This is a genomic window from Streptomyces triticirhizae (genome assembly GCF_003696235.1).
In the GTDB taxonomy this organism is placed as follows: domain Bacteria; phylum Actinomycetota; class Actinomycetes; order Streptomycetales; family Streptomycetaceae; genus Streptomyces; species Streptomyces triticirhizae.
Genome location: NZ_RFFJ01000018.1, coordinates 22,777 through 43,255, shown reverse-complemented (window position 1 = coordinate 43,255; position 20,479 = coordinate 22,777). Strand labels below are relative to the sequence as shown.

General features: G+C 74.4%; 16 protein-coding genes, 1 tRNA gene and 1 pseudogene. 8 read left to right on the top strand and 10 right to left on the bottom strand.

Going from position 1 to position 20,479, the window contains the following annotated elements:
• Positions 1-13 precede the first annotated feature (13 nt).
• Complete coding sequence (locus EBN88_RS06020; protein ID WP_122182748.1) at positions 14-433, bottom strand: hypothetical protein; 420 nt, start codon at positions 431-433, stop codon at positions 14-16.
• A 248-nt stretch (positions 434-681) separates the two neighbouring features.
• Between EBN88_RS06020 and EBN88_RS06015 the strand changes: the two genes are divergently transcribed.
• Complete coding sequence (locus tag EBN88_RS06015) at positions 682-1,761, top strand: flavin-containing monooxygenase (RefSeq protein ID WP_122182762.1); 1,080 nt, start codon at positions 682-684, stop codon at positions 1,759-1,761.
• A 24-nt stretch (positions 1,762-1,785) separates the two neighbouring features.
• On the opposite strand, the gene EBN88_RS06010 is transcribed toward EBN88_RS06015, so the two are convergent.
• A complete protein-coding gene (locus tag EBN88_RS06010) occupies positions 1,786-2,982 on the bottom strand; it encodes an ROK family transcriptional regulator (RefSeq protein ID WP_122182747.1) in 1,197 nt (398 codons plus the stop codon).
• Positions 2,983-3,257: 275 nt separating this feature from the next.
• On the opposite strand from EBN88_RS06010, the gene EBN88_RS06005 reads away from it, so the two are divergent.
• The 3 genes from EBN88_RS06005 to EBN88_RS05995 all read left to right on the top strand — a co-directional run bounded on the left by EBN88_RS06005 (position 3,258) and on the right by EBN88_RS05995 (position 6,474).
• Entirely contained in the window at positions 3,258-4,550 is a 1,293-nt protein-coding gene (locus EBN88_RS06005) for an ABC transporter substrate-binding protein (RefSeq protein ID WP_122182746.1), read from the top strand.
• A 107-nt stretch (positions 4,551-4,657) separates the two neighbouring features.
• On the top strand, positions 4,658-5,605 hold the full coding sequence (locus EBN88_RS06000; protein WP_122182745.1) for a carbohydrate ABC transporter permease: 948 nt from the start codon (positions 4,658-4,660) through the stop codon (positions 5,603-5,605).
• Entirely contained in the window at positions 5,602-6,474 is an 873-nt protein-coding gene (locus EBN88_RS05995; protein WP_122182744.1) for a carbohydrate ABC transporter permease, read from the top strand. Before EBN88_RS06000 ends, EBN88_RS05995 begins: the two co-directional genes overlap by 4 nt.
• Before the next feature lie 48 nt (positions 6,475-6,522).
• Here EBN88_RS05995 and EBN88_RS05990 read toward each other — a convergent pair whose 3' ends face one another.
• Complete coding sequence (locus tag EBN88_RS05990; protein WP_122182743.1) at positions 6,523-7,839, bottom strand: D-arabinono-1,4-lactone oxidase; 1,317 nt, start codon at positions 7,837-7,839, stop codon at positions 6,523-6,525.
• A gap of 191 nt (positions 7,840-8,030) precedes the next feature.
• Between EBN88_RS05990 and EBN88_RS05985 the strand changes: the two genes are divergently transcribed.
• From EBN88_RS05985 to EBN88_RS05975, 3 genes are all read left to right on the top strand, one after another.
• The gene (locus EBN88_RS05985) at positions 8,031-9,242 is read left to right on the top strand and encodes an amino acid deaminase/aldolase (protein WP_122182742.1); all 1,212 of its coding nucleotides are present in this window, start codon (positions 8,031-8,033) and stop codon (positions 9,240-9,242) included.
• Between the two features lie 137 nt (positions 9,243-9,379).
• Positions 9,380-10,378, top strand: coding sequence for a CehA/McbA family metallohydrolase (locus EBN88_RS05980; protein WP_199742271.1), 999 nt, complete (start codon positions 9,380-9,382; stop codon positions 10,376-10,378).
• Between the two features lie 396 nt (positions 10,379-10,774).
• Positions 10,775-11,401, top strand: coding sequence for an ATP-binding cassette domain-containing protein (locus tag EBN88_RS05975; protein WP_199742270.1), 627 nt, complete (start codon positions 10,775-10,777; stop codon positions 11,399-11,401).
• 80 nt (positions 11,402-11,481) lie between these two features.
• On the opposite strand, the gene EBN88_RS05970 is transcribed toward EBN88_RS05975, so the two are convergent.
• From EBN88_RS05970 to EBN88_RS05950, 3 genes are all read right to left on the bottom strand, one after another.
• Positions 11,482-12,180 (bottom strand): restriction endonuclease, encoded by a 699-nt coding sequence (locus EBN88_RS05970; RefSeq protein ID WP_122182741.1) that lies wholly within the window; start codon positions 12,178-12,180, stop codon positions 11,482-11,484.
• Between the two features lie 870 nt (positions 12,181-13,050).
• Positions 13,051-15,729 (bottom strand): exo-rhamnogalacturonan lyase family protein, encoded by a 2,679-nt coding sequence (locus EBN88_RS05955; RefSeq protein ID WP_122182739.1) that lies wholly within the window; start codon positions 15,727-15,729, stop codon positions 13,051-13,053.
• Between the two features lie 156 nt (positions 15,730-15,885).
• Positions 15,886-16,926, bottom strand: coding sequence for a LacI family DNA-binding transcriptional regulator (locus EBN88_RS05950; RefSeq protein WP_122182738.1), 1,041 nt, complete (start codon positions 16,924-16,926; stop codon positions 15,886-15,888).
• A gap of 356 nt (positions 16,927-17,282) precedes the next feature.
• Between EBN88_RS05950 and EBN88_RS05945 the strand changes: the two genes are divergently transcribed.
• Entirely contained in the window at positions 17,283-18,374 is a 1,092-nt protein-coding gene (locus EBN88_RS05945) for a DUF5954 family protein (RefSeq protein WP_199742269.1), read from the top strand.
• Positions 18,375-18,545: 171 nt separating this feature from the next.
• Here EBN88_RS05945 and EBN88_RS31605 read toward each other — a convergent pair.
• The 4 genes and pseudogenes from EBN88_RS31605 to EBN88_RS05925 all read right to left on the bottom strand — a co-directional run.
• Positions 18,546-18,675: pseudogene (locus tag EBN88_RS31605) on the bottom strand (SGNH/GDSL hydrolase family protein); the annotation flags it as partial.
• Positions 18,672-19,139, bottom strand: coding sequence for a cupin domain-containing protein (locus EBN88_RS05935; protein ID WP_122182759.1), 468 nt, complete (start codon positions 19,137-19,139; stop codon positions 18,672-18,674). The gene EBN88_RS05935 and the pseudogene EBN88_RS31605, both read right to left, overlap by 4 nt.
• Positions 19,140-19,218: 79 nt before the next feature.
• Entirely contained in the window at positions 19,219-20,034 is an 816-nt protein-coding gene (locus EBN88_RS05930) for an AraC family transcriptional regulator (RefSeq protein ID WP_407703376.1), read from the bottom strand.
• Between the two features lie 355 nt (positions 20,035-20,389).
• Positions 20,390-20,463: transfer RNA gene (locus tag EBN88_RS05925), tRNA-Pro, on the bottom strand.
• Between the last annotated feature and the right edge of the window lie 16 nt (positions 20,464-20,479).

The window sequence follows — 20,479 nt, the reverse complement described above, 5'->3', positions numbered from 1 at the left end:
CGGCGACGGGGCCTCACACCCCGCGCATCCCCTCCGACGGGTCCCGCGCCAACGCCTGCGCCCGCGAGGCCCGCACCCACAGCGTCACCAGCCCGACCGCCGCCGCGACCGCCACCCAGGGCCGCGCCGGCAGCAACCAGCCGTGCACCGCCTCCCGTTGCCCGTACAGGACGGCCAGCAGGCCGCCGCCCGCCACCCACAGCGCGTTGACCAGCCGGCTGGGGGCGCTCATCTCGGCGAGCAGCAGCAGGCCGCCCGCCAGCATCATCACCGCGACGACCAGTTCCGGCGGCTGCTGCCCGACCGCGAGCCGCAGCTCGCCGTAGCAGGTCAGGGCGAGCGCCGTCAGCTTCTTCCGCCCGTCAAAGCCGGTCCTGGGCATCGCCAGAACGGTCAGGCCCACCGCCAGAACGGCCATGTTCGTCTCCGCCACGGTCAGGCCCCCTCGGATCGCACGGACTCGTTCGCACGGAGTCGCCGGGCGCGGGGCGCGCGTTCCCGTGCCGCGAACAGGGGGACCCTAGCCGGGGCGGGGAGCGCCCGCCCGGGAAACGACGGAAGAGTACGCTGAAGAGAAGTTGAAGTTTCAAGGAGGCTTCCGTGGCCGGCTCCGGTTCCTTCGCCGCCCTCGCGCCCCACGCCCCCGCGCGGCCCGCCGCCGGCGGCGAGCGCCGCGCCACGGTGCTGGTCGTCGGCGCCGGCCAGGCCGGCCTCTCCGCCGGCTACCACCTGCGCCGGCGCGGCTTCGCCAGCGCCCTGACCGAGCCGGACGCCGAGCCGGCGGCCGGGCGCACCTTCGCCGTCCTGGACGCCGAGCCCGCCGCCGGCGGCGCCTGGCGGCACCGCTGGGAGTCGCTGCGGATGGCGACCGTCAACGGGATCTTCGACCTGCCCGACTTCCCCCAGCCCCCGATCGACCCCGCCGAACCCAGCAACACCGCCGTCCCCCGCTACTTCGCGGCCTTCGAGCGCGCCACCGGGCTGCCGATCCTCCGCCCCGTCCACGTCACCGCCGTCACCCGCGCCGACGCCGACCCGCACGGCGACCTCCTCGTCGACTCCGACGCCGGACGCTGGCGGACCCGGGCCGTCATCAACGCCACCGGCACCTGGAACAACCCCGTCCTGCCGCACTACCCGGGCCAGGAGACCTTCCTCGGCCGGCAGTCGCACACCCGCGACTACACCTCGGCCGAGGACCTGGCCGGGCTGCGCGTCGCGATCGTCGGCGGCGGGATCTCCGCGCTCCAACAGCTGGAGGAGATCTCCCGGGTCGCCACCACCTTCTGGTACACCCGCCGCGAACCCGCCTTCCGGGACGGCGAGTTCCGCCCCGAGGTCGAGGGCCGGGAGGTCATCGCGCGGGTCCTCGCCGACGTCACGGCGGGCAACCCCACCGGCAGCGTCGTCTCCTACACCGAGCTGCCCTGGACGCCCTACGCCCTCGCCGCCAGGGAACGCGGCGCGCTGGTGCGGCGCCCCATGTTCACCGCCATCGAGCCGAGGGGCGTCCGCGAGGCCGACGGCACCCTCACCGAGGTGGACGCCATCCTCTGGGCCACCGGCTTCAAGGCCGCGCTCCGCCACCTCGACCCGCTCGGGCTGCGCAACGAACGCGGCGGCATCGCCCTGCGCGGCACCCACGTCGCCGACGAGCCGCGCGTCCACCTCGTCGGCTTCGGCCCCTCCCAGTCCACCGTCGGCGCCAACCGCGCCGGCCGCGAGGCGGCCCGCGCCCTCGCCACCCTCACGGCCGGCTGAGCCGCCCAACGCCCGCCCCAGCGATCAGGGCGCCCTGACCACGAACGCCCGGATCGCCGCCACCGCCGCGCCCCGCGCCCACTCGGTGAACGTGTCGGGCTGGAGGGACACTTCGAGCGCCCCGTGGTCGCGGTGCCGGCGCTCGCGGATGCCGCGTGCCACCTCCTGCCGGGCGGCGCCGACCAGTTCGACGCCCTCGCCCGCGGCGATCACGGTCTTCACCCCGGTGAGGTTGGCGATGCTGCCGGCGACCGCGCCCAGCGCCCAGCCGGCCAGGCGGGCCACGCCCGCGCAGAGCGGGTCGCCGTCCCGCGCCAACGCGGCGACCTCGCCGAGGGTGACCCGCCGGCGCAGCCCCTGGGCCGCCGTGGCCAGCACCGAGGGGGTGGAGAGGTAGGCCGCGACGCAGCCCCGGTGCCCGTCGGGGCACAACGGCCCGCCGGGGTCGAGGACATGGTGGCTGAACTCCCCGAGGTCCACGGCGGACAGCGGGTGCGTGTGTCCGTCGAGAACGAGGGCGTAGCCGATGCCGGCGCCGACGGTGACCAGCGCGAAGTCGTGGTGACCGCGTCCCGCGCCGAACCAGTGGTGGGACCTGGCCAGCGCCGCGACGTCGTTGCTGACCACGGTCGGCAGCCCGGTGGCCCGCTGGACGACGCGCGTCACGGGGACGCCGCGCCAGCCGAGGAACGGGGCGTCCCACACCTCGCCCCCGGGCCCGTGCGCGCCGGACCCGTCGCCCGGCCGGGGATGGCCGCCCAGGCCGAGGCCGACGGCCTGGGGCCGGACGTCGTCAGCCCGCAGCCGCTCCAGCAGGTCGCGGGCGAGCGCGGCCACGGCCTCGGGGTCCCGCTCGCCCAGCGGCTCGTCGTGCTCCGCGAGCACCCGGGCCCGCAGGTCGGTCACGACGCCGTACAGGTGGTCGGCGGTGAGCTTGACGCCGAGAAACCGGTGGCCCTCGCCCGCGATGTCCAGCGGTCGGGTCGGCCGACCGTTGTCCGGGTCGTGCGCGACGTTCCGCTCCGCCACCAGCCCGGCCTCGACCAGGGGCTTGGTCAGCCGGGTGAGGCTGCCGCCGGACAGGCCGAGGGCGCGCGCCAGATGGGTGCGGGTCTGCGGCCCGTTGACCACCAGCTCGCGCACCACGGGCCGGGCGGCGGGGGTGACGGTGCCCCAGAGGTCGAGGTCAGGTCGCGGGCTGGCCTGGCGGGCTGCGGACATCCCGGCAGCATAGAGGACCGGACGCCAATCCGACCCCTTGCTTTTGGTGTGCAACCAACTTTCCGCTGCGCTGGGCGTCTTGGGCTGGGTATGTTCCTTTTTCTCCTGCGGCAGAGGGCGTGACAGGCTCGGCCCGGTGCCCTAGGTTGACTCCGGCACGAAAGCAACTGACCCGCCAGGGGCGGTCGTTCGCGCCTGTGTGTCACCGGCGACACGGCCGCGCGCGGTCGTTCCTCCGCGTGGGCACGCTCCACCGAACGCGGGAAGAGAGGGCCATGGCTGATCGACAGCGCACCCGTCGGCGGCTGCCCGCCGCGCTGGTCGGGGCGGCACTGCTCCTGGCCGGCTGCTTCGGGGGACCGGCCGGGGACGACGTGGTGACCCTGGACTACTGGTGCTGGAGCCAGGGACAGGCCGAGAAGGTGGCGGCGTTCAACGCCGCGCACCCGGGCATCCGGGTGCGGCACACCGACGCCGGCGGCGGCACCGACACCGCGACCAAGCTGCTGACCGCCAGCCGCGCCGGGAACGCGCCCGACATCGCGTGCGTGGAGTACCCGACGGTCCCGGCGATGGTGGTCTCCGACGTGCTGAGGGACATCGCGCCCTACACGGCGGAGGTGACCGACGCGTTCTCCCCGGAGATCTGGCGGATGACCCGGTTCGAGGGCGAGGTGTACGGCGTCCCGCAGGACATCGGCCCGATGGTCCTCCTCTACCACCGGGCCCGCTTCGAGGAGTTGGGCCTCGCGGTGCCCGCGACCTGGGAGGAGTTCGCCGAGGTCGCCGAGCAGGTGCGGGAGCGCGACCCGGACAGCCACCTGGCCACGTTCGCGCCCGCCGAGTTCGGCAACTTCGCCGGACTCGCCCAACAGGCTGGCGCCGCCTGGTGGTCGGTCGAGGACCGACGGTGGACGGTGGGCATCGACGACGGGCCGACCCTGCGGGTGGCCGCCTACTGGCAGGACCTGATCGACCGGGACCTGGTGCGGCCCGAGCCCCTGCTCACCCCCGAGTGGAACGCCCGCCTCAACCGGGGCGAGGTGCTCACCTGGCCCTCCGCGCTGTGGGCGCCCGGCGTGATCCACGGCATCGCCGAGGGACAGGCCGGGGACTGGGCCATCGCCCCGCTGCCGCACTGGGAGGGCGAGGGGCCCGAGGTCGCGTTGCAGGGCGGCACCGCCCTGACCGTGACGAAGAACTCCGAACACCCGCGCGAGGCCGCCGAGTTCGCGATGTGGATGAACACGGCACCGGAGGCCGTCGAACTCCAGATCGCCTCCGGCCAGTACCCCGCCTGCCGCAGCGGGCAGGAGACCGCCGCCCACAGCCCGCCGCCCCCGCTCACCGGCGAGCAGGCCGACTACTGGGAGGTGGCCGCCTTCGCCGCCGACCACACGGTGCCCTCCATCTCCTGGGGCCCCAACGTCAGCACGGCGGCCGACGCCTACAACGACGCGGTCTCCGCCGCCGTCCGCGACGGAACGCCGCTCCCGGACGCGCTGCGCGACGTCCACCGCACGGTGCTCGACGACATGACGCGCGTCGGCTTCGACGTCACCGACTGATCCGCTTCGACGTCACCGGCTGATCCGCCGTCACCGACCGACGTCCCGTCGCCACCCGGCTTCCGCCACCGACCGCACCCGGTCACCCCGCAACGGACAGGGCTCCCATGACCTCCACCACCCCCGCCGCCGACCCCGCCCCACCGCCCCGCGCCCCGCGCCGGCGGGCCACCCGCGCGCCGTTCGTCCTCCTGGCGCCGGCCCTGGCGCTCTTCGCCGCCTTCGTGCTCATACCCATCGGCTACGCCCTCTTCCTGAGCACCCAGGGCCTGCGCATCGTGGACGAGGGCGTCTTCGGCATCCGCGACGAGGTCTTCGTCGGCCTGGCCAACTACACCCAGGTACTCGGCGACGCCGACTTCCGGGCCGGCTTCGGGCGCCTGGCCCTCTACGGGCTGATCGCCGTCCCCCTCACCCTGGGCCTGGCGCTGCTGTTCGCGCTGCTCCTCGACAACGCCAGCTCCCGGGCCCGCCGCTTCTCCCGCGTCGCGATCTTCCTCCCCTACGCGGTGCCGGGCGTCGTCGCCTCACTGATGTGGGGCTTCATGTACCTGCCGTCCACCAGCCCGTTCAGCCATCTCACCGAGCGACTCGGGCTGGGCGGCATCCCGTTCCTGGACGGCGGGGCCATCTATCCCTCGCTGGCCAACATCGCCGTCTGGGGCGGCGTCGGCTTCAACATGATCATCATCTACACCTCCCTGCGCGGCATCCCCGGCGAGCTGTACGACGCGGCCCGCATCGACGGCTGCGGCGAGTGGCGGATCGCCTGGCGGATCAAGATCCCGCTGGTCGCCCCCGCCCTGGTGATCACCGGGCTGTTCGCCCTCATCGGCACCATCCAGGTCTATGGAGAGCCCACCATGCTCAGCCCCATGACGTCCGAGATCTCCCAGACCTGGGTCCCGCTCATGCGGATCTACCGGGACGGCTTCGTCCGCGACGACCTGCCGCTCGCGGCGGCCGGCTCGGTGATCCTGGCCGTGGGCACCCTGCTCGTCTCGCTGGCGCTGCTGAGGGTCACCCAGCGGCGGGCCTTCGGAGGTGTCCGATGAGCGGGGCCACCACGCCACGCCGCCCCAGGCTCCTGCCGCACCAGCGGGCCCGACTCCTGCCCACCGTGGTCCTGTTGATCGGCGCGTTCTACGCCCTCGTCCCGGTCGCCTGGATCGTCGTCGCGGCCACCAAGTCCAACGCGGAACTCTTCTCCACGTTCACCTTCCGGCCCGGCAGCGGCCTGTTCGACAACCTCGGCGACCTCTTCGCCTACGGCGACGGCCAGTTCGTCCGCTGGGCCGCCAACAGCCTGCTCTACGCGGGGCTCGGGGCCCTGCTGTGCACCGTGATCTCCACCATGGCCGGCTACGCCTTCGCCAAGTACGAGTTCCCCGGCCGCACCGGGCTGTTCTACGCCGTCCTCGCCGGCGTCCTGCTGCCCGGGATGACGCTGGCCATCCCGCAGTACCTCATCATGACCAAGACCGACCTGGTCGGCAGCTACTGGTCCGTCCTGCTGCCCGGGCTGATCTCGCCGTTCGGGATCTACCTCGCCCGGGTCTACGCCGACGCCTCCGTGCCCGACTCGACCATCGAGTCCGCGCGGCTGGACGGGGCCAGCGAGTACCGCGTCCTGACCTCCATCGGGCTGCCCATGATGTTCCCGGGCATGGTCACCATCTTCATGCTCCAGTTCGTCGGCAGCTGGAACAACTTCCTGCTGCCGTTCATCATGCTCTCCGACGAGGACAGATACCCGATCAACCTCGGGCTCTACACGCTGCTGGCCAAGGGCTCCGGCGAGCCCGCGCTCTACGGCATCGCCATCGTCGGCACCGCCGTCTCCGTGGTCCCCCTGATCTGCCTGCTGCTCTTCCTCCAGCGGTTCTGGCGGCTGGACATGATCAGCGGTGGCCTCAAGGGATGACGCCTCCGGCCCCGTCCGGACCCGGACCGGCCCCGTTCGGACCCGCGGTCAACTCCGGCCCGGCGCCCGGCCGATGACGCGGTCGAGATACGGGTTGGCGAAGACGCCGCCCGGGTCGAGGCGGTCGCGGACCGCCAGGAAGTCGTCGAAGCGCGGGTAGCGCCCGCGCAGCGCCGCCGCGTCCAGCCAGTGCAGCTTGCCCCAGTGCGGCCGGCCGCCGGCCGCGTCCGCGATCTCGGCGACGGCCCGGAAGTACCGCTCGTACGGCAGCCGGTGGTACTGGTGCACGGCCACATACGCGGTGTCCCGGCCGTGGGCGGTGGACAGCCACACGTCGTCGGCCGGGGCGAAGCGCACCTCCACCGGGAACGCGACCGGCTCGCCGCTCCGCGCGACCCAGCGGCGGACCGCCGACACCACCTCCGTCACCGCCTCGCGGGGCACCGCGTACTCCATCTCGCGGAAGACGACCCGGCGCGGGGAGACGAACACCCGGTGCGAGGCCGCGTCATAGGCGCGCGCCGACAGCGCCCGGCCGGCGAGCGCGTTCAGCCGGGGAACCGCCCGGGGCACCGCCGTGCCGAGCCGACACACCGCCTCGAACGCGGTGTTGGACAGGAACTCGTCCTCCCACCAGGCCCGCGCCCGGCCCAGCGGGCGCGGCCGCTCGCCCGGCGGCAGCCGGTTGTTCCGCTTGGTGAGGGTGCGGTCGGTGTGCGGGAACCAGTAGAACTCGAAGTGCTCGTTGGCCGCGAGCAGTTCGTCCAGCCCGCCGAGGACGTCGGCCAACGGCATCGGCCCCTCCTCGGCCCGCAGCACGAACGCCGGCTCGCACCGGAGGGTGACGCTCGCGACGATCCCCAGCGCGCCCAGGCCGACGCGGGCGGCCGCGAACACCTCAGGCTCCGTCTCCGCCGAGCACCGCAGCGACGAGCCGTCCGCCAGCACCAGTTCGAGCGCCCGCACCTGCGCGGCCAGGCTCCCCGAGCGGGCGCCCGTGCCGTGCGTCCCCGTCGAGATCGCGCCGGAGAGGGTCTGCCGGTCGATGTCGCCCAGGTTGGTCATGGCCAGGCCGTGCGCCGCCAGCACGGCGTTCAGCCGGTGCAGGGGAACGCCCGCCTCGACGGTGACCAGGCCCGAGCGGGCGTCCACCCGGATCGGCGCGTCCAGGGCGTCCATCCGCAGCAGCACCCCGTCGGTGACCGCTATCCCGGTGAACGAGTGGCCGCTGCCCACCGCCTTCACCCGCAGCCCCTCGCCAGCGGCCCGCCTGACCGACGCCGCCAACTCCTCGACGCTGGCCGGCCGTTCCACCCGCGCCGGGCGCGCGCTCGCCGTCCCCGCCCAGTTCCGCCACGCGGTCATCGCGTCCCCTCCCTCGCGCCGTCCCTTCGCCCCCACGCCGTCCCCGCGCCGTCCCCGCGCCGTCCCCGTCGTTCTCGCGCCGCCGCGCGGGGGCTTGCGCCGGGCGGCGGCCCCGTTACGGTGGTCGGCACCCGGCCGGCGGCGCCGGCGGACCGACGCACCAGGGGGTCACCGTGGGCGCACCCGTCACTATGGCGCAGCGCGCCGCCGACGACGAGACCCACGCACGGCTGGAACGGGCCACCGCCGCGCTCGACCCCCCGTTCGCCGTGGTCGACCTGGCCGCCTACGACGCCAACGCCGCCGACCTCGCCCGCCGGGCGCTCGGCAAGCCGCTGCGGGTGGCGAGCAAGTCGCTGCGCTGCCGCGCCCTCACCCGGCGGGTCCTGGCCCGGCGCGGCTTCGCCGGCGTCCTCGCCTACACCCTGCCCGAGGCGCTGTGGCTCGCCTCCGACGACATCGAGGACGTGGTCGTCGGCTACCCCACCGCCGACCGGGCCGCCCTGCGGCGCCTGGCCGACGACGAGCGGCTGGCCCGGCGGGTGACCCTGATGGTGGACTCCGTCGCCCACCTCGACCTGCTCCGCGAGGCCGCCCGCCCGTCCGCCGCCCGCCCGCTGCGGCTGTGCCTCGAACTCGACGCCTCGCTGCGGCTGTTCGGCGACCGCCTGCACATCGGCGCGCGCCGTTCCCCGGTCCGCAGCCCGGCCACCGCGCTGGCGCTGGCCCGGGCGGTGGCCGACCGACCGGAGTTCCGCCTCGTCGGGCTGATGGCCTACGAGTCGCAGACCGCCGGCGTCGGCGACGCCCCGCCCGGCGCGCCGCTGCGCGGCCTCGCGGTGCGCGCCACGCAGCGCGCCTCCGTCGCCGAACTGCGCGAACGCCGGGCCGAGGCGGTGGCCGCCGTGCGCGAGGTCGCCGACCTGGAGTTCGTCAACGGCGGCGGCACCGGCAGCGTCGAACGCACCGCCGCCGAGCCGGCCGTCACCGAGATAGCCGCCGGCTCCGGGCTCTACGGCCCGGTCCTCTTCGACGGCTACCGGTCCTTCCGGCCGCGCCCGGCGGCCTACTTCGCGCTGCCCGTGGTGCGCCGCCCGGCGCCCGACGTCGCCACCGTGCTCGGCGGCGGCTGGATCGCCTCCGGCCCGCCGGGCGCCGACCGGCAGCCGCGCCCGGTCTTCCCGCCGGGCCTGCGCCTGCGGGGCATGGAGGGCGCCGGCGAGGTGCAGACCCCGCTGCTCGGCCGCGCCGCCCACCGGCTGCGGATCGGCGACCGGGTGTGGTTCCGCCACGCGAAGGCGGGCGAACTCGCCGAACACGTCCGGACGTTCCACCTGGTGGACGGCGAGCGCGTCGTCGCCGAGGCCCCCACCTACCGGGGCGAGGGCCACGCGTTCCTCTGAACCAGCGAACGCCGGCCATGGCCGGGAACGCCGGCCGGCGAGTCGCGGAGCCCAGGCCGGCGAGTCGCGGAGCCCAGGCCGGCGGCGCCTCGTTCTCCAGGGCGGGCCGAAGGCACGCGCGAGAGGGCGGGGGAACCATGACGGGGCAGGACGACACCCCGCCGCCGCGGGCGGCCGGCCGGGGGCCCGGCTGGTACCGAGGCGACTGCCATGTGCACTCCACGCACTCCGACGGCGGCGAGCTGACGCTGGGGGAACTGGCCGCCGAGGCCCGCCGGTTGGGCCTCGACTTCCTCGCCACCACCGAGCACGCCTCCACCGCCACCCACGGCGCGTGGGGCCGGCACGCCGGCGACGACCTGCTGGTGATCCTCGGCGAGGAGGTCACCACCCGCGACGGGCACTGGCTCGCGCTCGGCCTGCGCCCCCACCAGACCATCGACGCGCGGTACGGCGCCGGCGACGCCGCGCACGACCGGCACCTCGCCGAGGTGCACGAGGCCGGCGGGCTGTGCGTGGCCGCCCACCCGCACGCGCCCTACCCCACCGGCACGCTCCGCCACCCGTACCGGGGCTTCGACGCCGTCGAGGTGTGGAACGGGCAGTGGGCCTCCGACCTGCCGTGGAACGCCGACAACGAGGCCGCCCTCGCCGACTGGGCGCGCGCCCTGGCCGCCGACGTTCCCCGAGGGCGGTGGCGGCCGGCGATCGGCGACAGCGACGTCCATCTCCGGGGCCAGCTCGGCACCCCGGCCACCGTCGTGTACGCCGACGAGTTGGGCGTCGACGCGGTCCTCGCCGGCCTGCGCGCCGGCCGCTGCTGGATCGCCGAATCGGCCGCCGTGGGACTGACGTTCACGGCGCGGGCCGGCGACGCCGAGGCCGGGGTGGGGGAGCGGCTGGCGACGCGGGGGCGGGTCGCCGTGGCCCGGGCCGAGGTCCACGGCGTGCCCTCGGGCACCGTCGGCCTCCACACCGAGGCGGGCCCGGTCCACCACGCGGCCCTGCCGGCCGAAGGCTCCGGCGCCGTCGAGTGGGCTGCCGACGCGCGCCGCCCGGGCGCCTTCGTCCGCGTCGAGGTGCGCCACGCCGACGGGCGGATGGCGGCGCTGAGCAACCCGATCGTCCTCGACTGACCCCCGCCACGCCACTTGGTAGGGCGCCGGCATGGAGATCGAGGTCGACAGAATCTAGCCACCGAACCGCCGGTGGCGCCCTCACTCACCCGGGCCACGCCCGCACCGACGAGTGACCAGTGACCCCCCGCACGCGGCGGCGTGCGTCCGCCTCCCCACGAGGCGTTGACACCTCCGCGTGAACTCCCGGCACGTTCGCACCGCACCGACCCCGGTTCTTCGCGCACCGCTGCCGCGTCTCGCGCCTCCCGCCACCCCGGCCCCACGCCCGGGTGGCCGGCGTCCGCCCGTGGTCGGGTCCCTCCCCGTCAACCCGGCCGGCGGCCACGAAGCCCCGCCGCGCCCCAGGTCACGCCGGAGAGCCCATCCCGGCTGACCGGAAGTGGAAGGAACCCCATGCCCACCCCCTCCGCCATCACCCTCCGCGACCTCGCCTTCGAATGGCCCGACGGCACCGTCGCGCTCGCCAACGTCAACGGCACCTTCCCCACCGGCCTCATCGGCCGCAACGGCACCGGAAAGTCGACCCTGCTCGAACACCTGGTCAACGGCACGGCGCCGCTGCCCGACCGGCCCCACGGACGGCTGCTGACCGAACGGGTCGGATACCTCCCGCAGCGCCTCGACGGCCTCGACGAGGACGCCAGCGCGATGGAGAACGTGCGGGCCGTCGCCCCCGACACGCCCCAGGGAACCGTCCGCAACCAGCTCGCCCGCCTCCTGCTGCGCGGCGCTGCCGCCGACCGCCCGGTGCGCACCCCCTCCGGCGGCGAACGGTTCCGCGTCTCCCTCGCTCGGCTCCTCCTCGCCCAACCGCCCGCCCACCTGCTGGTGTTGGACGAGCCGACCAACAACCTGGACATCGTCAGCGTCGAACAACTGGTGGAGGCCCTCGACGCCTACCGGGGAGCGCTCCTCGTCGTCAGCCACGACGCCGGCTTCCTCGACCGGATCGGCGTGGACACCGTCATCGCCCTCGACCCCGACGGCCGAATGCGCCAACGCCGCGACCTGTCCGCCTGACCCGGCGCGCCCCGCCCCGCGCGGCGGGCCGCACCCGGCTGGCCGCACCGGCGGTGGGCCTGTCGCGCGCCGGCGGAGACTCACGGGCTCGCATCAGACAAGGGCACCTCCCTTCGCGCCGACCGACGCCGCGACCGCCCCTCGGGCAGGCGGAGGACAGCGTGCAGCGGGGTGCCCAACTCGGCCCAGTGGCGCAGCCTTTCCCGGTCCAGCCAGTGCACCTGGTGCCGGTCGCCCCAGGCCTTGGCGTCCCGGGTGAGGTCCGCGTTGGTGACGACGACCGCCGTGTCGGCGCCGTGCACCGGACCCGCCGTGCCCTTCACCTGGTACATCACCGACGACCTGACCTTGTTCCCGACGCGTGTGTGCTTGGCCTGAAGCACGATCCGCCCGCGCCGCTCCTGGTCCGCGATCACATCCGCCGCCTGGTCCCCCTTTCGCCCGACGACCCGGGCCGCCCACCCGTCCCGGATCAACAGGTCGCGCAGCGCGAACTCGAAGGACTTGTCGCCCATCGCGTCCAGGTCGTCGAGACGTATGCGTAACGTGGCCAGCGCCGCCGCCCGTTCCCGTTCCGCTCTGGCACCGCGCCAGGCGCGCCAGCCTCCGCAGAGCGAGCCGCCGAGAGCCGCTGCCAGCGACACCGGCCAGCTACGCACCAGCAACTCGGCCGCCGCTGCCGCCAGTTCGACGAGGGCCGTCAGGAGCGCGACCGCCACCAGCGCCGCCGCCAGCCACTCGCCGCCACCGCGCGGCCAGCGCGGGCGCGGACCCTTCATCGCCGGTCCGCCGACTCGCTCACCGAGGTCTCCGACGTTGCCGGCTCCTCTGCCCCGGCGTCACCGAATCCGAAGACCTGTCCCCACAGCCACACGCCAGCGATGAGCGCGGCGATCGTCCAGCCGCTGAGTCCCCTTTTCGTGTTTCCGCCACCTCGCGCCGTCGGCAGGCGCCGAATGTGTGACCTGACGCGGACGAATCCGTCCGGTACGTGCTTTCCCTGCGGCATGTGCCGTGCCCTCTCCTCCGACGGTGGCACCACCCGGCGCGGCGCCACCTCGAGATCCGGTCTAACAAGCGGCACTGACAGTTCCCGGCCCACGGGCGCCGGTGGGCCGGCCGAGAAACCGCATATGGCCGGCGCCGGCGTGACAGCAGTGGCCGAATTCCACGGAGATCACACACCGAGGAACGCCGCCGAGTTGCCGAAATGAAAGAAGTAGACCGGCTGCGACCATTTGTTCAAGGGAACTGCCGCATGCTTATCGAATGCCCAACGGTCGAGGAGCGGATCAGGACATCCTCGTCTGGCTGAACGGCGGCCGGCCCGGACGTCCGCGTGGCGGGTCGGTGCGCACGCTCCAGCGGCTGTCGGCGCGGCTGAGGCGCGGCTCGGCGTCTCGCTGCGCACCAACCGCCGGCGGGTGGCCGAGCTGGTGGCCGCGCTCGACGCGGACTCCCGCTTCCAGACCGGACTCCGCGCCGGCTCCTGGGGCCTCTCCCGCTGAACGAACGCCTCGGCCCGGCCCGAGAGTCCAGGCCCGACGCCGACCCGAGGGCCCGATCTCCGACGCCGACCCGAGGCCCCGATCTCCGACGCCGACCCGAGGCCCCGGGTGCCGTCCGTCCGGGCCCCGACCGGGGTCCCGTCAGGGCGCCTCGTCCGGCGCCATGGCGAGCAGCGCGATGGCGGCGAGGACGCGCTGGGCGGCGTCGTTGGTGGCGACGGTCCGGCCGTTGGCCGTCCGGATCTCGTCGACGGGCGTGAGCACGGCGTCGCCCTCGACACGCACCGGCGCGCCCCAGGGTCGGCCCGCCGGGTCGTCGAGGAAGGCGCGCCAGGCGCGTGCGCGGAGGGTCGGGTCGTCGAGCTGTTCGCCGGCCCAGGCGGTCACCTTCGCGTAGATGGTGGGGAAGTGGTTCGGGTCGAAGTCGCGGCCGTAGCGTTCGATCCTCTCCTCGGCCGGCGCCTGGGCGAGCCGCGCGAAGTCGAGGAGCGCCCGGCGGAACTCGGGCACGTCGACCAGCTCGATCGTCTCGAACATGATCTGCTCCCCGAGGAAGGCCATGGCGAGGTTGCGGTCGCCGTCGAGGTCCGGCTGGTCGAGCCGGGGCAGATGCCCGTCGGCCGTGCTGTCCCAGCCGACGTGGCCGCCGCGCTCGCCGGTGTAGAGCCCGGCGGGGAAGGAGGCGATGTCCCGCATCCCGTTGACGATCCGGTCGCGCCACCGGGTGTCGCCGGTGCGTTCCCACTCGGTGAGCCAGTTGCTGACCAGGGCGAACCAGTCCGGCCCTATGCGCAACTCGCCGCGCTGGTCGAACGTCGCGTCCGCCTGGAGCGAGGCGCGCATCAGGTCGCCCAGCAGCTCGTCGGCGGTCAGGTAGTAGAGGAAGCGGCGGGTGTAGGACTCGGAGACGCGGGCCTCCTTCGCGCCGTCGCCCCAGTGCAGCACGTTGTGCCGGACGCCCCGGCCGGCGAACCGGCCCGCCACACAGGTGTCGGCCTCGCTCAGGTGCCGGGTCATCGCGGCGGCCAGCCGGAAGGCGTCCGGGTCGCCGGAGCGCAGGAAGGCGTACCAGAGCATGGCGTCGGTGCCCAACTCGGCGTTGTCCCAGGCGAACCCGCCGACGTCGTAGCGCCACACGTGCCGGTCGGAGTCATAGGTGTGCATCACGTCGCCGTAGTCCCAGAAGCCGTACCAGGAACGCTGCTCGACCTCGTGCGCGTAGAAGGCGACGGTGCCGGCGATGTCGTCCTCCATCGCGCGCCGGGCCCGGGTGGAGCGGTCCGGCAGGCTCCACCTCCCGAACTGGCCCGAGGCGTGGTAGGTCTCCGGCGACGCCACCACCTGCGGCCGGCCGGTGAGCGCCCGGGCCAGCTCGGCGACGCGGGAGCGGGAGGGGGTGGCGGAAAACGCCCAGACCTCCATGTCCGTGGAGCGCGAGATGCCCCGGGGATCGCCCCAGCCGTCGCGGTTGTCCTCGTAGGCCAGCCCGCCCCCGTGCCCGCCGTCCGCGTACGGCCGCATGTCCATGGCCTCGCCGGCCGGCGACCAGGACCACAGGGTGACGTCGGCCTCGTCGGTGGCGGCGCCGGTGATGTCCAACGCCCGGGGATACCGCTGCCAGAAGTCGCGGATGCCGAAGCCCAGCCCGCCGCTCACGCCGCCGACGTAGCCGAGGCCGGGGGCGCGGTCGCCGTGCGCGGCGTTGCGCAGCCAACTGACGCCCTCCCTGGTGCGCTTGGCGATCGAGAAGTGCGTGGCCGAGTCCTGGGCCAGCCGGAACTCGTTCCACAGCGGCAGCTCCCGGTAGCCGTCGCGGACCCGCTCGTCCCACTCCGCGAGCGGCGGGGTCGCGGTGCCCGCGACCTGCGCCCGGCGCACGGCCTCGCCGGCGTCCCTCCTCAGGCCGGTCAGGACCCGCACCGGCTCGCCCCAGACCCCGCCGTCCGGGCCAGCGAACCGCACATGGCGGTCGTGCGCCTCGTCGACCATCGGCACCGTGAACCGCAGGCCGAGACCCGCGACGAAGTCCGTGGCCGGATCGCCGTCCCAGACGAAGCTGTGCACCAGCCGGATCGACTCGGCCCCGGCGGTCAGGGAGAGCCGCACCGTCCATGGGAACAGCGTGCGGTCGTCCCCGTCGTCGTCCCCGTCCACGGCGTAGTGGCCGCTCGCCCTCACCACCGCCCGCACCGGACCGGTCCGCTCCACGGCGACCTCGGAGGCCACCCCGGTCCAGAACGTCTGGCGCAGCACGCGGTTGTCGCCGTCCGCCCCGTCCTGGAGCGCGAGCACCAGGCGACCGTCCGTCGCGGTGGTCCGGCCGTCCCGGCTCAAAGAGCGCACCAGGGTGCGGCCGCCGCGCGCCACCCTGACCTCGACCGTGCCGTTGCCCAGGACCAGTTCCCCGTCGTCCTCCCGCACCGTGACCGGCTGTTCCGGCTCGGCCGGCCTGCCGGGCCGGATGCGCAGACGGTCGGCCAGCCCGGCGTCCGCGCCCAGGCAGTGCCCGCTCCACTTGAGGCTGCCGTCCGGCCAGTAGGCCAGCGGCCAGCTCTGCACCGGGACGGCGCGGTCGCGCGAGTCGGTGAGCGCGAAGTCGCTGTCGCCGGCCACCCGGCCCCGTGGCCAGGGAACGCCCCAGCAGGTGCCCGTGGTGGTGTCGGGGACGCCGTCGAGCCAGTGCAGTTCGACGAGGTCCGGGCCGTCCGGCTCGGCTCCGGCGGCGGGGGAGCCGAGGGCCAGGCCGGCTCCGCCGGTCGCGGCCGTGGCCGTGGCGGCGGCCAGGAACGACCGGCGCCCGGGATGCTGGTTCGCCGACATCGGCGCGTCCTCTCAGACGGGGCTCGGGACGGGGTTCGGACGGGGTGGACTGGCGGAACGCCCGGGAGAAACGCCCAACGAAATGTTTCCGCAACCCTGATGCAACCACGGGCGTGGAAGAGGGACAACCCCAAACGTCAGAGAAACAAAAGGAAACTACGCGCGGGCGCCGGGCGGGGCGACGGCCGTCGACTCGCGCGGCACGAGGTCGCACTCGACGGTCGTGACCCCGGGACGAGGCGCCGCCCCCCGCAGGATCGCCTCGATCATCCGGTCCGCCGCCACCGCGCCGACGTCCGGGAGGTTCAGGTCGACACTCGACAGCCGGGGACGGCTGGCCTCCACCATCACCGCCCAGTTGTCGAACCCCATCACGCCGATGTCGTCGGGGACCGAGACGCCCAGCGTCCCGAGCGCGCTGGTGACGCCCCGGGCGATCACGTCGTTCCCACACACCAGCCCGTCGAGGCGCACGCCGCTGTGCACCAGCCGCATCGCGGCCTGCCGGCCCCACTCCTCGCTCCAGGGGCCGTGCAGCGGGTCGACGGCCTGGGCGAGCCCGTGCTCGGCGAGCACCTCGCGCGCTGCGGCTACCTTGACCCGGGCCGCCTCCTCGCGCCGGGGCCCCAGCACGCAGGCGATGTGCCGCCGGCCGGTCGCGACCAGGTGCCGCACGGCGGCCTCGGCGCCGCCCCGGTCGTCCGGCACCACGGAGACGTCGCGCGGATCGGTTGAGGCGCTCGTCGTGTAGACCACGGGCACGCCGACGGCTCCGCGCAGCGGCGGCCGCGTCAGGCGCCCGGCGCCGCTGCCCGCCACGAGGACGCCGTTGACCCGGCGCCGGAGCAGCGACTCCACGAAGTGCTGCTCCCGGATGGGATCGCCGCGGCCGTCGCAGAGCAGGAAGGCGATGTCGTGCTCGGCGAACCGCTCCATGGCCCCGAGCAGCAGCGGCGACGTGCGCCGCATCCCGAAGGGCTCCTGGGTCACTAGGCCGACCGTCAGGTCCCGCGCGGGCGTCGGCTCCAGGGGCGCGCGGGCGGTCCTGAGGCCCAGCTCCCTCGCGGCCCTGAGCACGCGCTCCCGCGTGTCGGGGTGGACGGCGCCCCGGCCCGACAGCGCCTTCGACACCGTGCCGGGCGAGACGCCGACCAGCGCGGCCACATCGCGAGCCGTGACACGCTTTCCGTTCGTCATGGGGGCACCCTACGCCAGGTTTCCGGAAGTTTCCCCGGCGTGTTCGGGACGGGAAATTCCGCTGCGCGGCCGCCGGCCCCGGTCACGGTGGGGACGCGCGCTCGACCGGATCGACACCGTCCACTTCCGCCGGGCCGCTTTCCGGCCCCCGGCTGTCGCCCGCCGCAGGTGGCGCGCACCAACTCCCAGGCGCTGCGGCGCCGTTCCAGACAGCTCTCCGGGCCTCGGCGCACGGACAGGGAGACCCGAACGGGCGCCGTCGGCCGGCGTGCCCCGCCGGGACCATCCCCACCCGTGCGGGTACGGATTCGGGAAAACCCGCCTGAGAGCCCTGGCGCGGGCGGCAGGATGACCCCATGGACCGTGAGGATATGAGGTCGGGCGAGGCGCGGCCGGTGCTGGTGCGGGTTCCCGTGGAACCGGTCGAGGCCGCCGTGGAGGCGGACGCGGTTGACGCCGCGACGCGGGCCGGCGACATGGCGGTCCGTGGGCCGCTGTTCGGCGTCGCGGCGCAGGACGCGAACGACGGACCACGGTGGCGGGTGGTGGTCCCGGTGACCCACGGCTGCCCGCAGACGGCGCGCGACGGACTGAACTCGCTGCTGTGGTTCCGCGCGAAGGACGAGGCCCGGGACAGGGCGGAGCGCCGCGCCCTGTTGGCGGCGGTCAACCGGCTGGAGAACGAGCCCGTTGACGAACTCACCGTGCTGGGAACCCGCTACCGGGTCGTGCGCGCTGAGGAGTACGCCGGCATGGGCCCCGACGGCTTCGAGGGGCCACGCCCGACCGATCCGGAGCCCCTCGTCCCCGACTGGAGCCCGAGCGCCAGGGAGGCGGAGGCCGACAAGGGTCTGGTCCTGGACCCGGACGCGCCGGTCACGCCCACCCAGGCCTCGGAACGGCTGTCGCTGCGCGGTATGACCTACGCCGGTTCCCAGTACCCCGAACACGTGCTGCGCGACTCGCAGCGCGCGCCGCACACCCATCCCGACGTGCTGCTGCTGCCGGTGATGTTCAAGATCGTGAAGCGGACCGGCACGGGATGGGAGTCGGACAGCGGCCTGTTCGTCAGCACGCAGGGCGCCCGCAGGTCGTTGGACTTCTCGCTGACCTACTGGGAACCCCGCAGCCGTGGCCTCATCCCCCTGGACGCCGATCGCCGCGTCGATGCCCGCACGCTGGTCGCCCAGGGAGCCGACTCCGCGGCCGGGGAACTGACCGCCTACGCCGAGGCCGCCGATCGGCTGCGCGAGGGTCGGGTCAACGAACTGGAGGTCCTGGGAACCCTCTACCGGATCGGCCGCATCCGCCGCCTGCTGCGCTGGGGCCCCGACGGCCCCGAGGGCCCGCGCCCCTCCGACGTCAGCCGTCACGAACCCGGCTCCATCCACCCGGTGCTCGACGAGGACGGAAACGTCCACTTCGAGGACGACGAGGACGAGGACTGAGCCGCCTCGGCCAGCCGCGCCGGCGGGATCTGTGGGCGCCGAGGCCGCCTTCGGCGTCCGCCCCTGGCCCGCCGTCGCCCATGGAGGCCGGCCGGTCCCCCGGCCGGCCCCTCGGGCCGCGTCGCGATCAGCGCTCGATCTGCTCGTTCATCACCGATGCCGTCGGGCTCCGCCGTTGGCGCCGAAGCGGGGTGAGCCGCACCTCGCCCGGAGGGTGGCGCCGTTCGACAGGGTCCAGGTAGTCGACGCTGAGCCGTGCGCGAGTGAGGCTGTCGCCGAGACAGGCGACGCGTGTCGTCACGGCGCCTGGGGGCCGGGCGTGCCGACGTGCTCGGTCGGGCAGGTGTCGGTCCGGGGACGGTGGTCGGTGCCGAGGCCGGGAGTGATGGTCAGGATGGACGCCGGCCCCGCCATATCGACCGCGTGCCATGCCCCGGCCGGGTTGACGGTGGCTTCGCCCGGCCCCAGCACGACGCGCTCGGACACCCCGTCCACGTCGCGGGTGACCGTCACCGACCCGCTGAGGCAGACGACCATCTCATCGCCGGAGGGGTGGCGCTCCCAGTGGTCGCCGAGGCCGTCGCCGTCGATGATCGTCACCATCCGGCCCTCGGCGCCGTCCGCCGCGACCGCAGTGCTGTAGGCCCGGAGCACCTCCGGGGCCCAGGCGAAGCCCTCGATGGGGTTCGCTCTCGATCCCAGCCCGAGGTGCACGGGGGTGGTCCGCAGGTCGATGGCACGGTGTTCGTGGTTGACAAGTCTCATGCCGACGATCGTCACGGGTCAGCGCTCGGGTGGTCTTGAAGAAAAGGGAACGGAATCCGACGCGACGGCCGGCCGGTGACTACCCGGCCCTGAGAAGGACTTCGCCGCGACGCCAGACCGTCGGTGACCGGCCCGTGAACTCGCGCCAGTCCCGGACGAGATGGGCCTGGTCGGCGTAGCCGGAGGCGGTCGCCACATCTGTCCACGGGAGCGTGACGTGCGCCGTCGCCAGTTCGTGCGCGTGCTCGAAGCGCAGAACTCGGGCGAAGGTCTTCGGCGACAGACCCGTCTCGCCGCGAAACCGTTCGGTGAGGTACCGGCGGCTCCAGCCCAGCTCCGTGGCCACCGCCCCCACCTGGACGCGGCCCCGCGCGGCGACGAGGAGACGCCACGCCTCGGCCACCTCGGGGCGAACCCGCGACCGGGGGTCGCCGCCGACGCGACGGCCGACGGCTCGCAGGAGCAACGCGTCCAGCACGGCGAACCGCGCGGCCCAGGACGTCACCGCCCGGAGCCGATCGACCAGCTCGGTGCCGAGCGCTCCGAGAAGTTCGTCGAGTGGGACCAGCCGTTGGGCGAGCGCGGCGGCGGGCATCCCGTAGACGGCCCGAGCCCCGAGCGGCGTCAGCGACACCTGCACGCCTTGCTGGCGTCCGTCGTGGTGGATCGCGACGGACCGGCGCATCAGGCCGCCGGCCACGCTGCCGAATCGGGTGACCGGTGACCCGTCGTCCACGCCCGCAGCGACCTCCAACGGGTCGGAGAGACTGATCACCGCGGTGAGCACGTGGCCCGGCGGACCGCAGTGCACCCCCGCCGGGAACCCGCGAAGGTCGAAACCGGCATACGAGCGGACGTACCGCCGCAGGGCGGGGGCCGGACGCGCCTCGATCATGGTGGTCGTAGGGTCCTCCACCGTTGCCAGTGTACGAACCGGCCGCCGGTGGGCTCTCCTGTTCGGCTGTCGCCGGAGCACGGCTGGGTGCGCGTGCGCCGCGGAAGACCGCCGGGCACCGGTCGCCGGCCACCCCGCGGCGCTGCCCGCACCCGAGCGACGAGTCGATCCACGCCGCTGGGGAGGTTCTCAACGATCATCTGACGGGGAGTCGCCTGGGCACGGCCCTCTGGCCCCCTGGTCCCCACGACGGAATCACGGGGGCATCCGAGGGTCGTGCGGTGATCCACGGTCCAGCACGGCAGAAGGCCCGCCGAGTTGGGGGATTCCCCTACTCAGCGGGCCTTCAGCACCGTCGGGACGGCGGGATTTGAACCCACGACCCCTTGACCCCCAGTCAAGTGCGCTACCAAACTGCGCCACGTCCCGGTGCCCGTCTGATCTG

What these genes read in the sequence shown, in the direction of transcription:
- EBN88_RS06010 (WP_122182747.1), bottom strand. Translation starts at nt 2,982, where the DNA reads ATGTCCGCAGCCCGCCAGGCCAGCCCGCGACCTGACCTCGACCTCTGG.
- EBN88_RS06005 (WP_122182746.1), top strand. Translation starts at nt 3,258, where the DNA reads ATGGCTGATCGACAGCGCACCCGTCGGCGGCTGCCCGCCGCGCTGGTC.
- EBN88_RS06000 (WP_122182745.1), top strand. Translation starts at nt 4,658, where the DNA reads ATGACCTCCACCACCCCCGCCGCCGACCCCGCCCCACCGCCCCGCGCC.
- EBN88_RS05995 (WP_122182744.1), top strand. Translation starts at nt 5,602, where the DNA reads ATGAGCGGGGCCACCACGCCACGCCGCCCCAGGCTCCTGCCGCACCAG.
- EBN88_RS05990 (WP_122182743.1), bottom strand. Translation starts at nt 7,839, where the DNA reads ATGACCGCGTGGCGGAACTGGGCGGGGACGGCGAGCGCGCGCCCGGCG.
- EBN88_RS05985 (WP_122182742.1), top strand. Translation starts at nt 8,031, where the DNA reads ATGGCGCAGCGCGCCGCCGACGACGAGACCCACGCACGGCTGGAACGG.
- EBN88_RS05980 (WP_199742271.1), top strand. Translation starts at nt 9,380, where the DNA reads ATGACGGGGCAGGACGACACCCCGCCGCCGCGGGCGGCCGGCCGGGGG.
- EBN88_RS05975 (WP_199742270.1), top strand. Translation starts at nt 10,775, where the DNA reads ATGCCCACCCCCTCCGCCATCACCCTCCGCGACCTCGCCTTCGAATGG.
- EBN88_RS05970 (WP_122182741.1), bottom strand. Translation starts at nt 12,180, where the DNA reads ATGAAGGGTCCGCGCCCGCGCTGGCCGCGCGGTGGCGGCGAGTGGCTG.
- EBN88_RS05955 (WP_122182739.1), bottom strand. Translation starts at nt 15,729, where the DNA reads ATGTCGGCGAACCAGCATCCCGGGCGCCGGTCGTTCCTGGCCGCCGCC.
- EBN88_RS05950 (WP_122182738.1), bottom strand. Translation starts at nt 16,926, where the DNA reads ATGACGAACGGAAAGCGTGTCACGGCTCGCGATGTGGCCGCGCTGGTC.
- EBN88_RS05945 (WP_199742269.1), top strand. Translation starts at nt 17,283, where the DNA reads ATGGACCGTGAGGATATGAGGTCGGGCGAGGCGCGGCCGGTGCTGGTG.
- EBN88_RS05935 (WP_122182759.1), bottom strand. Translation starts at nt 19,139, where the DNA reads ATGAGACTTGTCAACCACGAACACCGTGCCATCGACCTGCGGACCACC.
- EBN88_RS05930 (WP_407703376.1), bottom strand. Translation starts at nt 20,034, where the DNA reads ATGATCGAGGCGCGTCCGGCCCCCGCCCTGCGGCGGTACGTCCGCTCG.